We start from the raw sequence: 13,998 nt of genomic DNA on the forward strand, positions 1-13,998 counted from the left end.
TTAGCTTTAAAAGCTGATTTAGAGATGCAAATTATAGAATTTGATAAAATATTTTAAAAATTAAATTTATAAAAGTTTACAAACCCTTATTTTTGCGCTATGGGAAGAAAAAATACAGATAAAGTCGTCTTTCATCAAATACAAGTTCTTGATGCAGGCGCAAAAGGCGTATCAGTTGCAAAAGCACCAGACGGAAAAGTAATCTTCATACCGAATGTAGTTCCGGGCGATGTGGTTGATGTGCAGACTTTTAAAAAAAGAAAAGCTTATTACGAGGGAAAAGCTGTTAAATTTCATGAATTATCAGAGCAACGTGTAAATCCGGTTTGCGAACATTTTGGTGTTTGCGGTGGATGTAAGTGGCAAAATATGAAATACAGCCAACAGCTGTATTATAAACAAAATGAAGTAAAAAACCATCTCCAAAGGATAGGCAAAATTGACTTACCTGAATTTGAAGATATTTTAGGTTCTGAGAAACAGTTTTTTTACAGAAACAAAATGGAATTTTCTTTTTCAAACAGCCGCTGGCTAACCGAAAAAGAGATAGGAAGTACCGAAGATTTAGGAAATAGAAATGCTTTAGGTTTTCATATTCCGAAAATGTGGGACAAAATTCTGGATATTACAAAATGTCATTTACAGGAAGATCCTTCCAATGCAATCCGCAACGAAATCAGGGCATTTGCAAACGAAAATAATTTAACATTCTTTAATCCAAGAGAACATTCAGGTTTATTGAGAACTTTTATGATTCGTACTGCTTCGACAGGTGAAATCATGGTTTTAATACAGTTTTTCGAAAATGACGAAGCCGGTCGTGAATTAATTCTGGATCACCTATACGAAAAATTTCCACAAATTACTTCTTTGCAATACGTGGTCAATTCAAAACAAAATGATACTATTTACGATCAGGACATAAAGCTTTATAAAGGAAGAGATTATATTCTGGAAGAAATGGAAGGATTAAAGTTTAGTATTAATGCTAAATCATTTTACCAGACCAATTCAGATCAGGCGTACGAATTATACAAAATAACCAGGGATTTCGCAGGACTTTCAGGCAACGAAATTGTTTATGATTTATATACCGGAACTGGGACTATTGCACAATTTGTATCCAGAAAAGCAAAAAAAGTAATTGGTGTAGAAAGTGTTCCTGAAGCAATTTTAGATGCTAAGGCAAATGCTGAGCGCAATAATATTACGAATTGTGAGTTTTTTGTTGGAGACATGAAAGTTGTATTTAATGAAGCCTTTATCGCCCAGCATGGCAAACCGGATGTTATCATTACAGATCCGCCTAGAGACGGAATGCACAAGGATGTTATTGAACAAATTTTAAAGATTGCTCCTAAGAAAGTAGTGTATGTAAGCTGTAACTCTGCTACTCAGGCAAGGGATCTGGCTTTAATGAATGAAAAATACAAAGTAACACGCGTTCGTCCGGTAGATATGTTTCCGCAGACACATCATGTTGAAAATGTTGTACTTTTAGAACTTCGATAACACTTATAAATGAAAAAAATACTGTATTTTTTATTGGTCTTAACATTTGGATTATCCAGTTGTGAAAAAGATGATATTTGTGATGCAAATACACCCACAACACCAAGAATGTTGATTTCTTTTTTCTATGCCGACCGACCAGCAGTTGTAAAAAATGTAACTCGCCTGAAAGTACAGGGAGAAAATGTAGAAAATGGAATTGTTTTTAACGAAACCGCTACAACTGATGATATAAAATACACCACTAGTGCGAATCAGGTTTTAATTCCATTAGATCCTACAAAAGATGCTGTCACTTATAGTTTTATATCTAATTTCAGCACCGCAAATCCTGGCTTAAGCAATACAGATATGCTGACATTTAACTATTCACGAAAAAATGTATATGTCTCAAGAGCCTGCGGTTTTAAAACCATATACACTTTAACTTCAATTCAGCGTGCAGGAAATGAAGATGCAAGTAACTACTGGATAAGTAACATTAGTTTATTTAATCCTAATGTCGAATTAGAAAATGAAACACATGTCAAAATATTTTTTTAGTATTTGCTTATTCTTTACAGCAGTATTTCTTGGTCAGGCCCAGGAAATAGCTAATGATACGCTTAAAAAAGAAATAAGCGGGACAAAACCAAAACCTAATAAAGTTCAGGTTGTTGCAGAAACCACAACAGACAGTGTTCCTGTAAAAAAAGACCGCTACGGTTTACGCGTAGGTGTTGATTTATATAAACTTACCAGAGGTTTTTACGATAAAGACTATAAAGGAGTCGAGTTTGTGGGTGATTTTCGCCTTACTAAAAAATATTACATAGCCGCCGAACTCGGTATAGAAGATAAAACAACTGATGATGACCGATTAAATTCAACAGCAACAGGAACTTACATAAAAGGAGGTTTTGACTACAACTTGTATAATAACTGGCTGGATATGGAAAATCTTATATCAGTAGGTTTACGAGGTGGTTTTAGTACATTTAGCCAGGAACTCAACAGCTACAAAATTTATAGTCCTGATAAATATTGGGGAGAAACTCCAGTGATTACTGATGCTAAAAAATATACTGGTTTAACAGCTGCATGGGCCGAAGTTGCTGTTGGAATGAAAGCTAAGGTTTTTAATAACCTTTTTGTAGGATTCGGGGTCCAGTTAAAATTGCTCTTAGCCAACAAAGAACCTGAGGATTTTGAAAACCTTTATATTCCTGGATTTAACAGAACTTATGATGGAAGTTTCGGAGTTGGATTTAATTATACCGTTTCCTATTTTATTCCTCTTTATAAAAAGCAAATAACAATTCCGGGAGCAGAAAAAAAAGTGCCTAAGAAATAATTTTTTATGCCATTTGTTAAAAAAGCCATTGATTCTGAATATTATTTGATTCAGAATCAATGGCTTTAATTTACTTAGAATTCGATAATTATCTATCCAATTTCTCTAATTCCTTTTATGAATATCCATTTCATGAAAAGCTTTTCACCATCTTTTGTCTTTAATGCTTTAAACTGAGGAGCTATCAAAGTAGCAACAATAAAAGCAGTCATCGGAATCCATATTCCGGTTAATGCTGTGTATTCTGAAATTATAAATCTTCCAAGAATAAATAAAATTGCGAAGCATCCTAATTGATACAAAAAAGCTCTTATTTGTAATTTTGTCATTTTTTTCTTTTTAAGGTTCAGAGTTACAAAGTCTCAAAGTTACAAAGTTTTTCCCTGTACATCTTTGAACCTTTGTCTCTTTGTTAGTATTCGTTAACCTGAAACTTTGTTCTCTTACTTCCTTCGTAAATTTCGTATTTGACCAGACGGGCTTCGAGACTTCCATTAAAGAGCTTGATTTTTCTGGAAGGTTTTAGTCCAACAAATTTCAAGGCTTCAAGATTTGCTGTAATGAACCAGGCATTTGTACCCGGGTAATTTTTCTTTAAAGTATCGCCGATATTAGCATAAAATCTTTCCATTTGAATATCCAGACGTTCATCATAAGGCGGATTGAATACAATATGCAGTTTTCCTTCAACTGCTTTTTCAGTATCAAAAAAGTTGTTTTCAGAAATTGTTACATAATCTTCAAGATTTGCATTTCTGATGTTGTCTTTGGCCTTGTTCACTGCACTTGGCGCTTTATCAAAACCTTTAATTGTATAATGAAATTCTCTTGTTTTTTTCATCAGACTATCTACAATTTTATCAAACAAATCATTGTCCCAGTCTTTCCATTTTTCAAAAGCAAATTCTTTTCTGTTGATGTTAGCCGGAATGTTACAGGCAATCATTGCGGCTTCAGCCAGAAATGTTCCTGACCCGCACATTGGATCTAAAAAATGAGTTTGCCCATCCCAGTCTGACAATAACAGAATTCCTGCTGCCAGAACTTCATTAATAGGAGCAATATTCGTAGCCGTCCTGTAACCGCGCTGATGCAGCGAATTCCCGGAAGTATCCAAAGCTACTGAAACCTGGTCTTTATCGATATGAACATTGATTCTCAAATCAGGAAAAGCTTTGTCAATACTCGGACGCTGTCCTGTTCTTTCCCTAAACTGATCTACAATCGCATCTTTACATTTTTGAGAAACAAACTCAGAATGGTTAAAATAAGTCGAATGAACCGTAGCGTCAATTACAAAAGTCTGATTGGCATTCAGCAATTTTGACCAGTTTATACCCGAAATTCCTTTGTACAATGCCTGTTCATTATTGGCTCTGAATGAATAAATTGGCTTTAAAACCTTAAGGGCTGTTCTGAGTGACAAATTGGCTTTGTACATAAAACCTTTATCCCCTTTAAAACTTACCATTCTTACCCCTTTTTCCACTTCCTGCGCACCAAGATCACGCAATTCCTTTTCTAATATTTCTTCAAAACCAAAAAAACATTTGGCTATCATTCTAAAATTTTCTTCCATCTTTATTTTTGTTTAAAAAAAACTCCGATCGCATACGTATATCTGATTATTCAGGTATAGTCACGAAATAGTTATTTTTCGGCAAAAATACACTAAATTTGCCGGACTTTGAATTAATTGAAATAGAATAAATGTCTGAAGCGCCTAACCCATCAACACCTAATCAGGACCGTAACACCGAAAACTGGTTTACATCATGGTTTGATACACCGTATTATCATATTCTTTATAAGGATCGTAATTACAGAGAGGCTCAGATTTTCATGGATAATCTTACGCATTACTTAAACTTGCCTGAAAAAGCAAAAGTATTGGATTTAGCCTGTGGAAAAGGCCGTCATTCTATTTATTTGAATCAGTTAGGTTTTAACGTTTTAGGAGCCGATTTATCTGAAAACAGCATTGCCGAAGCCAGCAAAAACAGCAATGAAACCCTGCATTTTAAGGTACACGATATGCGTGAGCCTTTTGAGGAAAAATTCGATGCTATTTTCAATCTGTTTACGAGTTTTGGTTATTTCGAAAATGACGCTGATAATCTCACCACTTTAAAAGCAATCAAAGAAAGTTTATCTGAATATGGTTTTGCCGTAATTGATTTCATGAACGTAAATCAGGTTATTGAAACTTTGGTTCCGGAAGAAGTTAAAACAGTGGACGGAATTGATTTCAACATCAAAAGATATGTAGAAGACGGGCATATTTTTAAGGAAATTGATTTTGAAGATCAGGGCAAAAAATACCATTTTACAGAAAAAGTAAAAGCACTCACCTTGCAGAATTTTCAGGATTTGATGGAGGAGGCCGGTATTTATCTTTTAGATATTTTTGGCGATTACAAACTTAAAAAATTCCATAAAACCGAAAGCGAACGATTAATCATGATTTTTAAATAATTTGGTAATCAACAAATGAATTATCTATTACCCTTATTTTCTGTACTTTTAGGTTATGCGGTGGCTTTGTTTATAAAACCAAAAAACAAGACCAATCTAAAATTATTGCTTGCTTTTAGCGGTTCATTCTTATTGTCGTTAACCGTAATGCATCTTCTGCCTGAAGTTTACGAATCACACAATCATAATATTGGTTTATTTATTATGGTTGGGATTTTATTCCAGATTATTCTGGAATTTTTCTCAAAAGGTGCAGAACACGGTCATGTTCACGGACATGCAAAAATGTCTCAGATTCCATGGCTGCTTTTCATAAGTCTTTGTATTCATGCATTTCTGGAAGGTTTTCCGGTAAGCCATCATCATGGTCTGGCTATCGGAATTGCAATTCATCATTTGCCGATTGCCGTGATTTTGACGACATTTTTTATCAACGCCGATTTAAACAAAAAAGCTATTTTCGCTTTCATGCTGACTTTTGCGGTAATGACTCCACTAGGAACTGTCGCTTCTGAATTTTTACCCATTTTAAACGAATATTACACCGAAATAACTGCAATCGTAATTGGAATATTATTCCACATTTCATCAACCATTATTTTCGAAAGCAGCGAAGGACACAAATTTAATGTTGCCAAAGTCTCCATGATTGTTCTCGGAATCCTATTGGCTTTTTTTCTTTAATAGCGAATTAGAAAATTTGTCAATTAGAAAATCATTTACATTCATTGATAATATCTAATCATTTTTAAGACCTCCAAAACATTATCTAATTACCTAATATTGACGTATTATCTAATTATATCCTATTTGTTTGTGTGAGGGATAGCAGCAAACTACCGAAGTAGTGCGGATAGCCCGACCGCATTTACAGAAGGCGCGCATAAGAGGTTTGTTAAATAGCGCCTTTTGTAAATGCGGTCACACCCAAAAAAATATCAAATTGACTAATTCCCTCATTTTAATTGCCTGTTCTTTTCTTCTCTTCTTCATTTCCAGAATTACGTTCCTTCATATCGATCTTTTTATTTCCAAAATTGTAAACTAAAGATAAACGGGCAAATCTGTTGCTTTCCTTTTGACTATAGACCTGCCTTACACCATTTACAACTGAAATATCATCTTTTAAATAAGACGTATTGAAAATATCATTTATCAAAAAAGAAATCTGGAGTGCTTTGTTTAATAAATCCTGATTAAGGCCAATATTTAAACTTGCTGTATATCCTGTTTCGTATAAACCGCTTTTGTAAGGTGTTGTATAATTGAAATCTAGTTGTAATTTAGTTGTTTTACCTAACGAAAAGTTATTTTTTGTTGCGAAATCAACCTGAAGACCATTTACCGGTGTTGCATTGATATTGTTTATAAATTTAATATCTGAACCTAAAAAATACACGGAATTTTCACTCTGCCACCAATCTGCAAAACTGGCTGAATAGATTTCCCCAACTCCATAAGTAATTCCTTTAAAATAATTTTCTCTCGTTATGACCTGCGTCAATGTTTCCGGATTTGCATTGAATATTACGCCATACCCATCTGTAATCGAATTTAAAAAAACACTGGTTTTCAATATTTTTTTATACGAATGTGCAAACTCGAAATTGTCACTAAATGAAGGTTTCAAAAATGGATTTCCTTCAGAATAACTGTTGCTGCTGATGTAAATACGAAACGGATTCAAAAGTGAAAAACCCGGTCTTCTGATTCTCCTTCCATAATTCAGACTAAAATTGTTGTTTTCATTCCTCTCATACGAAGCATAAAACGTTGGAAACAGTTTAAAATAATTGTTTACCGTTTCCTGATTTAGCGTTTTTGAAAAACCATTTGTCTGTGTATTTTCTAATCGCAAACCGAATTGAAAATTCCATTTTTCATTCACTTTTTTGTCTCCGCTAACATAAATTGCCTGATTATTTTCAGTGTATTTAAACTGATTGGACTGGTTGGTATCTAATTCAGGAGTTCCGGTAATCGTATTAAAGAAAGTAACATCGCTATTACTGGTGGTATAACTTACTTTTGCGCCATACAATAAGTTTAGGAATCGGAGCGGATGTTCAATATCAGCCTTGAAACTCACATTGTCAATCTCCTGATTCGAAATATTTTTTCCTGACTGATTTACACCAACAAAGGTTCCGTCCGGTGCATAATTATTAGCTGTAAAATCTCTGTCGAATTTTGAATTATAATTAAAGTAATCGACATCAAATGATAATTTTCGGTTTAGGGAATCTAATTTAGCAATCAAATGCAGATTATAAGTCTTATTACCGGATTTCCTGTCTAAAGGACTCTTATTAATTATATAACTCTCTAATTCATTTTGAGCATTATATTTATCAATCCTTATACCCGAGTCAAAATCCGGATTGCTTTTATCTCTTAAAAATTGAAAACCAATGGTGGTGTTTTCTGAAAAATCATAATCAAAAGCTATTTTTCCGGAAAGGTTATCTTCATTTAATTTGGTCATTATATCCATTTTTGTAGTTCCTTCTGTAAAATACATATCCAGGTTTTCATTAATGTATTTATAACCTGTTTTCCCATTAACACTAGCAGAAAATCGAAATTTATTTTTATTGTAAAAGAAATTATCTCTCAGCGCAAAAATTCCGTATTTACTTTGATCACAGGAAGCTGTTGTTGTATTTTTCCAGGAATTACGAGTGCCTTTTTTCATCACAATATTGATCAGTCCGCCATTTCCTTCCGCTTCATATTTCGATGAAGGATTACTAATAATTTCGATGTTTTTAATATCACTCGCAGAAATTGATTTCAGGAAATTATTCAGTTCTTCGCCAGTTAATTCAATCATCCTTCCATCAATCATGACACGGGAAGTACCTTTTCCCAGTATATTGATAGCATTATTTTGTACTACAACTCCAGGTGCTGTATTTAATGCGCTCAAGGCATCGCCTCCAACAGTGTTTGCATTATTCTCAGGATTATAAACCAGGCGGTCTATTTTTTGTTCAATTGTATTTTTTCTCGACTGAATGACAACCTCTCCCAATTTTGTTACATTTTCTATTAATATAATCGTACCCAGATCGATATCTTTTTCAATAACAATTTCATTTTGGTAATCTGTAAATCCTAAAAGACTGACTTTTATTTTGTAAAAACCTTTTTTAAGATTAATTTCGAAAGTTCCGTCTTGTTTACTTGTTGTTCCGCCTATTATTTTTCCTTCTGAATCGGATACTGAAATATCTGCCCATTCCAGTAAAGTTGTTTCGCTGGATATTTTACCTCTTAATTTTATTGATTGTGCTAAACAAAATAATGGTAATACTAAAAAGATGAGGAGGTTTGTTTTTTTCATGATTTCTAATTTTTTCAACTTGTTCAATTAATATGAAGCAAAGTTGCCTTAGAAATTTTCCAGATTCGACCGACAAAAAAAAGTCGAACCAATTTCTGCCTAAGAAATTAGTACGACTTTATTAATCCTGACGTACGACTTTTTACAAAACCCTAATTATAAAGCGTTTCTGTAAGCCGTGGGCGTTAAATTTGTATATTTTTTAAAAGAAGTATTAAACGAAGATTTTGAATTGAAACCTACTTCGTATAGAATTTCTAAAACGGTCAAATCCCTTTTTAAAGGATCTTTTAAAATAGTCATTGCTTTTTGAATGCGGTATTCGTTTACAAAATCAAAAAAGTGCTGGTCCATATGATGATTAATTAAAACAGATAAATCACGAACCGGAATATCAATTTGGTTCGAAAGTTCCTGAATTGTAAGAGAGGGATCCAGAAATGGTTCTTTTTCTTTCATATAGTCTTTTAAAGCAGTAATTTGAGTTGCAATCAGCTCGTTATGATTGGTTTTTATTTCTACAATATTCTCGTTTTGTTTGGGAAGAATATCCTTTGCCAGCTGTAATTTAGAATCGATACCGCGAAAAAGTTCCGGATAATTCAGGGCTTTTAGTACAAACCAGCATGTTACGATTAAAACCAGAAATTGCAATATGGTATTGGACCAAATCCAGAGAAAATCTAAATCAGCATATCTCACGATATTTTTAACTATTGACAGATAATATAAAACAAAGAGCACACTTGCTATTTGAAATAACCATATAAAAATAGAAGTTCGGGGATTCGCATAATTTTCCTGATATATTTCCTTATACTTTTTCAGGACCACAAATATTCCCAGACTATATGCTATGGTTTGTATTCCCAAAATAAGAAACAAAATGTACATCTCAGGAGACTGATCACGCTGATCATAAAATAGTTGCTTTTCTGTTGTATTTAAAAAGTAGAGTCTTAGTACAAATACAACATTTGTAATTAGGAATGGAATTAAATGTACTAAATGCTTTCCTTTTAAACGAAAATCAGCAAAACAAACTGATAGTACGTAGAGATAAAAGGCAGGTAATATCAAAGTACAAACAGACCATCTGAAAAATTCTAAATTAAAATGACTTTTTATAAATCCTTCCTCAATAAAAATACCACTGTTATCAATGGCAAAAAATATTAAATAGAAAGCAAATAATTTGTTTGCTAATTTATTTTTTGTTTTTACAGTAAGTAAAAAAAATGCCAGCAATAATGAAACAAAAACTGAGATTTTGGCCATGCCGGTTAAAAAGCTTATTACATCCATTATTGTCTTAATTATTTAACAAATATACTATTTTAGTTCTTTTAGAAAGAGGCTTATAAAATTGGTTTCCCTACAAAGAAAACATAAAAAAAAGATTTAAAATCTTTATAAGTTTGACTTTTACTTCTCGCTCATTTGCTCAAAAAAGTTTAATTTTGGAGGATAACTATTTCTACAAAAAATGACGTTTACAAAAACTACCGAACAATCTTCAAAATACGAACATTTAGAGAAAATGTCAGTTCAGGAACTGCTCACTAATATTAACAACGAAGATAAAACTGTACCCAATGCTGTCGAAAAAGCGTTACCACAAATCGAAGCTTTAGTGGCACAGACTGTTTCAAATTTAAAATTAGGCGGACGTATTTTTTACATTGGAGCCGGAACATCCGGACGTTTAGGGATTGTAGATGCTTCAGAATGTCCTCCTACTTTCGGTGTTCCTTTTGATTTAGTAAACGGAATCATTGCGGGTGGTGACACTGCGATTCGCCGTGCCGTAGAAAATGCCGAAGACAATGCAACACAAGCCTGGATTGATTTACAGGCACATAATATCAATCAAAATGATATCGTGATTGGAATTGCGGCATCAGGAACTACTCCTTATGTTATTGGCGGTTTAGAAACCTGTAACGAAAACAATATTACTACAGGCTGTGTTACCTGTAATGCTGGAAGTCCGTTGGCTTTGACAGCAAAATTTCCTATTGAAGTCGTTGTAGGACCGGAATTTGTAACCGGAAGTTCGAGAATGAAAGCCGGAACTGCTCAGAAACTGGTTTTAAACATGATTTCGACTGCATCGATGATTCAGCTTGGAAAAGTAAAAGGTAACAAAATGGTCGATATGCAGTTGAGCAACAGCAAACTGGTTGACCGCGGCGTGAAAATGATTATGGGAGAAATTCCGGTTTCGTATGAAGAAGCTTCTGAATTATTAAATAAATACGGCAGCGTGAGGAATGCGGTTGATAATTATTTGAAGTAAGAAGTTTTCTGTGAAATGTAAAATGGCTTTTTTATATCATAAGTTTGTCAATTCGAGGAACGAGAAATCAGATTAGTAGCTTCACAAAGAGAATCCAATCTTTGTGTAATCCCCCGTGTGATTTCTCGTTCCTCGAAATGACAAGATTGCAACAAAACTGAACTAAAAAAACCTGAAACCCGAAACTTTTTTCAAACCTGACTCGAGGCTGAAAGCCCAACAGACGAAGTAAACAAAAAACAAATGGCAACAAATAAACAATTATTAGGAAAAGGTATAAAATATTTAACCGGTGCACTCCCGTTGATGTTTATCGGGCCGTCATTGATTTATAACGCATTTATGAATCAGCACACCAACTGGCATTATCTGGTTTTAGGAATCGGGATTTTAGCTTGCTTAAGTTCTATGTTTTTGATTTTCTACGGATTGAAAACTATTATGAAAGGTTTGTTTAATGACTAATATTTTAATCCCATAACAAATCCCTCCTAACTTTAATTCCTTATTCAATCACAATGGAAAGCCTAATCCACATTCAAAAAACATTCGAGAAAGTCATTTATATTGACAAAAAAATAAACAACCGTGAGTTTGAAGATTGTGTCTTTAAAAACTGTGATTTTTCGAATAGCAATTTTGCCTACAATACTTTTTTAGACTGCGAGTTTATCGATTGTAATTTGTCAATGACGAATTTAGCAGGAACGAGTTTAAAGAATGTGGCTTTCAAAAACTGCAAGCTTTTAGGAATTGCCTTTAACGAATGTGATGACTTTTTATTTCAGGTTTATTTTGAAGAAAGCACTTTGGATTATGCCATCTTTTCGAATAAAAAAATGCCGAAAACCAAATTCATGAATTGCTCTGTAAGGGAAGTTACTTTTATAGGAACCAATTTAACGAATTCGGTTTTTGATAATTGTGATTTGGATGGTGCTATTTTTAATGAAACACAACTAGCCGCGGTTGATTTTAGAACAGCTTACAATTATAAAATCGATCCCGAATTTAACCCGATGAAAAAAGCTCAATTTTCGACTCAGGGAATTGTAGGACTTTTAGATAAATACGACATTAAAATTGTATAAGCATGGAAACGAATGAATCTTATCTGGAAAGCATTAAAAAGCAGTTTTTGTATTATAAAATGCTGGGCGAAAAAGCCATCGATCAGCTTGAACCCGGACAGCTATTTATAGCTTCAAATGAAGACACTAACAGTATTGCAACTATCATCAAACATATTTCAGGAAATATGCTGTCGCGATGGACAGACTTTTTAACTTCTGACGGTGAAAAAGAATGGCGCAATCGTGATGCCGAATTCGAAAATGATTTACAGTCAAAAGATGAAGTTTTGGAAGTCTGGAATAAAGGGTGGGATGTTTTTTTAGACGCTTTAAACAATTTGAAACCGGAACAGCTTTCGGATATCATTTATATTCGGAACGAAGGTCATACGGTTATTGAAGCAATCAACAGGCAATTGGCACATTATCCGTATCATATCGGGCAGATTGTTTTTTATGCAAAGCAGTTAAAAAATAGCTCTTGGGACAGTTTGTCGATTCCGAAAAATAAATCAGGGAATTACAATGCCGAAAAGTTTGCCAAAGAAAAAGAAATAAAGAATTTTACAGATGATGAGTTAAACCGACTGAAATAATTAATTGTCTTTTAATTTTTCTGATGAAAACGATTGCCCTAGCCCTGATTGAAACGGAAATCCTTTTTATTTTTCCTTTAAAAATAAAAAGATTGTAGTGGAAAGCAGGAATCAGCTCCTTATAAAACAACTTATTTAAAATGAAAAAAATTATATTCTTATTGCCAATACTTGCTTTAGTATCGTGCTATGAAGCACAGCACAACTGCAAAGATTTCAAAAACGGAAAATTCAAATTTGAGTTTGAAGTAAACGGCGTAAAAAAAACAACGATTTTTGAACGCAAAGACAGCATAGAAATTGAAACTTTTGAAGGAAAAACCGATACTTCAACGATACGCTGGGTAAGTGACTGCGAATATGTTCTGCAGAAAAAACACCCGAAAAACATGGCAGAAGAAAAAGCCATCAGCATGAAAATATTAACGACTTCGAAAGATTCATATACTTTTGAATTCGGCATGGTAGGCTCTGAAGAAAAACAGCACGGAAAAGTTTTTAAAATCGAATAAAAAATAGTAATTTGAATGTAAATTAAGATTTACATGGAAGTATTTTTAAACCCTGATGCCTGGATTGCATTACTGACCCTGACATTTCTGGAAATTGTTCTGGGAATTGACAACATTATTTTCATCTCGATCGTTACAGGCAAACTACCAGAACAGGATCGCAAAAAAGCCACCCGTATTGGTTTGTTTCTGGCTATGTTTATGCGAATTGCACTTTTGTTAGGGATTTCGTATTTGATTGCCATGAAAGCAACTGTTTTCAGTATTCACTGGGGCTGGCTCGAAGCTGATTTTACCGGACAGGCCATTATTTTATTTTTAGGAGGTTTGTTCCTGATTTACAAAAGCACCAAAGAAATCAGTGAAAAGGTGGATCATAAAGGAGAAGAGGAAAAAAGCATTGAAACCGCTGCAAAGAAATCTTTTTCGAATGTGATCCTACAAATCCTGTTAATCGATTTAATTTTCTCTGTTGACTCCATTTTAACCGCTGTTGGTATGACGAATGGCGTTGAAGGTGCGCTGATTATCATGATTACAGCAGTTATTATTTCTGTAATTGTTATGATGCTTTTTGCGGTTCCGGTTGGAAATTTCGTTAATAAAAATCCTTCTATCCAAATATTGGGACTTTCGTTTCTAATCCTGATTGGGTTTATGCTAATTACCGAAAGTATGCATTTATCTAATGCCGAGCTGATTGGCGAACATATTGGAGCCATTCCGAAAGGCTATTTGTATTTTGCCATTACCTTTTCTCTTGCTGTCGAATTTATCAATATGCGAATCCGAAAGAAAAAATCATGATCGTAAATTTAAAAGTTCCCTTTGCGGAACTTTTTTGTTTCACAA

The 13,998-nt window shown here is 33.8% G+C and carries 15 protein-coding genes; 11 read left to right on the forward strand and 4 right to left on the reverse strand.

The window, feature by feature from the left end; genetic code table 11:
* Window positions 1-99: 99 nt before the first annotated feature.
* Genes rlmD through K8B81_RS11070 form a run of 3 tightly spaced genes read left to right on the forward strand, consistent with a single transcriptional unit; the run spans window position 100 to window position 2,845 of the window.
* Window positions 100-1,512: a 23S rRNA (uracil(1939)-C(5))-methyltransferase RlmD gene (gene rlmD / locus K8B81_RS11060; protein WP_223681515.1), complete on the forward strand. Its 1,413-nt coding sequence runs from the start codon at window positions 100-102 to the stop codon at window positions 1,510-1,512.
* Between the two features lie 9 nt (window positions 1,513-1,521).
* Window positions 1,522-2,055, forward strand: coding sequence for a DUF6452 family protein (locus tag K8B81_RS11065; RefSeq protein ID WP_223681516.1), 534 nt, complete (start codon window positions 1,522-1,524; stop codon window positions 2,053-2,055).
* A complete protein-coding gene (locus tag K8B81_RS11070; protein ID WP_223681517.1) occupies window positions 2,027-2,845 on the forward strand; it encodes a DUF6048 family protein in 819 nt (272 codons plus the stop codon). Before K8B81_RS11065 ends, K8B81_RS11070 begins: the two co-directional genes overlap by 29 nt.
* 92 nt (window positions 2,846-2,937) lie before the next feature.
* Here K8B81_RS11070 and K8B81_RS11075 read toward each other — a convergent pair whose 3' ends face one another.
* Together K8B81_RS11075 and K8B81_RS11080 are read right to left on the reverse strand one after the other, a co-directional pair.
* Window positions 2,938-3,174 (reverse strand): hypothetical protein, encoded by a 237-nt coding sequence (locus K8B81_RS11075; RefSeq protein WP_223681518.1) that lies wholly within the window; start codon window positions 3,172-3,174, stop codon window positions 2,938-2,940.
* An 83-nt stretch (window positions 3,175-3,257) separates the two neighbouring features.
* A complete protein-coding gene (locus K8B81_RS11080) occupies window positions 3,258-4,424 on the reverse strand; it encodes a THUMP domain-containing class I SAM-dependent RNA methyltransferase (protein ID WP_223681519.1) in 1,167 nt (388 codons plus the stop codon).
* A gap of 131 nt (window positions 4,425-4,555) precedes the next feature.
* Between K8B81_RS11080 and K8B81_RS11085 the strand changes: the two genes are divergently transcribed.
* Window positions 4,556-5,320, forward strand: a complete 765-nt coding sequence (locus tag K8B81_RS11085) for a class I SAM-dependent methyltransferase (RefSeq protein WP_223681520.1) — start codon at window positions 4,556-4,558, stop codon at window positions 5,318-5,320.
* A gap of 15 nt (window positions 5,321-5,335) precedes the next feature.
* The gene (locus K8B81_RS11090; protein ID WP_223681521.1) at window positions 5,336-6,004 is read left to right on the forward strand and encodes a ZIP family metal transporter; all 669 of its coding nucleotides are present in this window, start codon (window positions 5,336-5,338) and stop codon (window positions 6,002-6,004) included.
* Window positions 6,005-6,281: 277 nt separating this feature from the next.
* Here K8B81_RS11090 and K8B81_RS11095 read toward each other — a convergent pair whose 3' ends face one another.
* Both K8B81_RS11095 and K8B81_RS11100 read right to left on the reverse strand, forming a co-directional pair.
* Window positions 6,282-8,666: a TonB-dependent receptor domain-containing protein gene (locus K8B81_RS11095; protein ID WP_223681522.1), complete on the reverse strand. Its 2,385-nt coding sequence runs from the start codon at window positions 8,664-8,666 to the stop codon at window positions 6,282-6,284.
* Window positions 8,667-8,822: 156 nt separating this feature from the next.
* Complete coding sequence (locus K8B81_RS11100) at window positions 8,823-9,971, reverse strand: helix-turn-helix domain-containing protein (RefSeq protein ID WP_223681523.1); 1,149 nt, start codon at window positions 9,969-9,971, stop codon at window positions 8,823-8,825.
* Window positions 9,972-10,152: 181 nt separating this feature from the next.
* Here K8B81_RS11100 and murQ point away from each other — a divergent pair, with 181 nt between their 5' ends.
* The 6 genes from murQ (at window position 10,153) to K8B81_RS11130 (ending at window position 13,953) form a co-directional block, all read left to right on the forward strand.
* On the forward strand, window positions 10,153-10,965 hold the full coding sequence (gene murQ / locus K8B81_RS11105) for an N-acetylmuramic acid 6-phosphate etherase (protein WP_223681524.1): 813 nt from the start codon (window positions 10,153-10,155) through the stop codon (window positions 10,963-10,965).
* Between the two features lie 243 nt (window positions 10,966-11,208).
* Window positions 11,209-11,430 carry a DUF6095 family protein gene (locus K8B81_RS11110; protein WP_223681525.1) on the forward strand — a complete coding sequence of 74 codons (222 nt, stop codon included), beginning with the start codon at window positions 11,209-11,211 and terminating at the stop codon, window positions 11,428-11,430.
* A gap of 35 nt (window positions 11,431-11,465) precedes the next feature.
* The gene (locus K8B81_RS11115; protein ID WP_449536200.1) at window positions 11,466-12,056 is read left to right on the forward strand and encodes a pentapeptide repeat-containing protein; all 591 of its coding nucleotides are present in this window, start codon (window positions 11,466-11,468) and stop codon (window positions 12,054-12,056) included.
* A gap of 2 nt (window positions 12,057-12,058) precedes the next feature.
* A complete protein-coding gene (locus K8B81_RS11120; RefSeq protein ID WP_223681529.1) occupies window positions 12,059-12,634 on the forward strand; it encodes a DUF1572 family protein in 576 nt (191 codons plus the stop codon).
* Window positions 12,635-12,774: 140 nt separating this feature from the next.
* Window positions 12,775-13,146, forward strand: a complete 372-nt coding sequence (locus tag K8B81_RS11125) for a DNA topoisomerase IV (RefSeq protein ID WP_223681531.1) — start codon at window positions 12,775-12,777, stop codon at window positions 13,144-13,146.
* Window positions 13,147-13,179: 33 nt separating this feature from the next.
* Window positions 13,180-13,953: a TerC family protein gene (locus K8B81_RS11130; RefSeq protein ID WP_223681533.1), complete on the forward strand. Its 774-nt coding sequence runs from the start codon at window positions 13,180-13,182 to the stop codon at window positions 13,951-13,953.
* Window positions 13,954-13,998 lie beyond the last annotated feature (45 nt).

This window comes from Flavobacterium hibisci, assembly GCF_020026925.1.
Lineage (GTDB): Bacteria > Bacteroidota > Bacteroidia > Flavobacteriales > Flavobacteriaceae > Flavobacterium > Flavobacterium hibisci.

Bases quoted from the DNA above. Each gene is read 5' to 3' on its own strand.
- K8B81_RS11120 (WP_223681529.1), top strand. From the start codon at position 12,059: ATGGAAACGAATGAATCTTATCTGGAAAGCATTAAAAAGCAGTTTTTG.
- murQ (WP_223681524.1), top strand. From the start codon at position 10,153: ATGACGTTTACAAAAACTACCGAACAATCTTCAAAATACGAACATTTA.
- K8B81_RS11130 (WP_223681533.1), top strand. From the start codon at position 13,180: ATGGAAGTATTTTTAAACCCTGATGCCTGGATTGCATTACTGACCCTG.
- rlmD (WP_223681515.1), top strand. From the start codon at position 100: ATGGGAAGAAAAAATACAGATAAAGTCGTCTTTCATCAAATACAAGTT.
- K8B81_RS11090 (WP_223681521.1), top strand. From the start codon at position 5,336: ATGAATTATCTATTACCCTTATTTTCTGTACTTTTAGGTTATGCGGTG.
- K8B81_RS11080 (WP_223681519.1), bottom strand. From the start codon at position 4,424: ATGGAAGAAAATTTTAGAATGATAGCCAAATGTTTTTTTGGTTTTGAA.
- K8B81_RS11095 (WP_223681522.1), bottom strand. From the start codon at position 8,666: ATGAAAAAAACAAACCTCCTCATCTTTTTAGTATTACCATTATTTTGT.
- K8B81_RS11125 (WP_223681531.1), top strand. From the start codon at position 12,775: ATGAAAAAAATTATATTCTTATTGCCAATACTTGCTTTAGTATCGTGC.
- K8B81_RS11110 (WP_223681525.1), top strand. From the start codon at position 11,209: ATGGCAACAAATAAACAATTATTAGGAAAAGGTATAAAATATTTAACC.
- K8B81_RS11075 (WP_223681518.1), bottom strand. From the start codon at position 3,174: ATGACAAAATTACAAATAAGAGCTTTTTTGTATCAATTAGGATGCTTC.
- K8B81_RS11065 (WP_223681516.1), top strand. From the start codon at position 1,522: ATGAAAAAAATACTGTATTTTTTATTGGTCTTAACATTTGGATTATCC.
- K8B81_RS11100 (WP_223681523.1), bottom strand. From the start codon at position 9,971: ATGGATGTAATAAGCTTTTTAACCGGCATGGCCAAAATCTCAGTTTTT.
- K8B81_RS11070 (WP_223681517.1), top strand. From the start codon at position 2,027: ATGAAACACATGTCAAAATATTTTTTTAGTATTTGCTTATTCTTTACA.
- K8B81_RS11085 (WP_223681520.1), top strand. From the start codon at position 4,556: ATGTCTGAAGCGCCTAACCCATCAACACCTAATCAGGACCGTAACACC.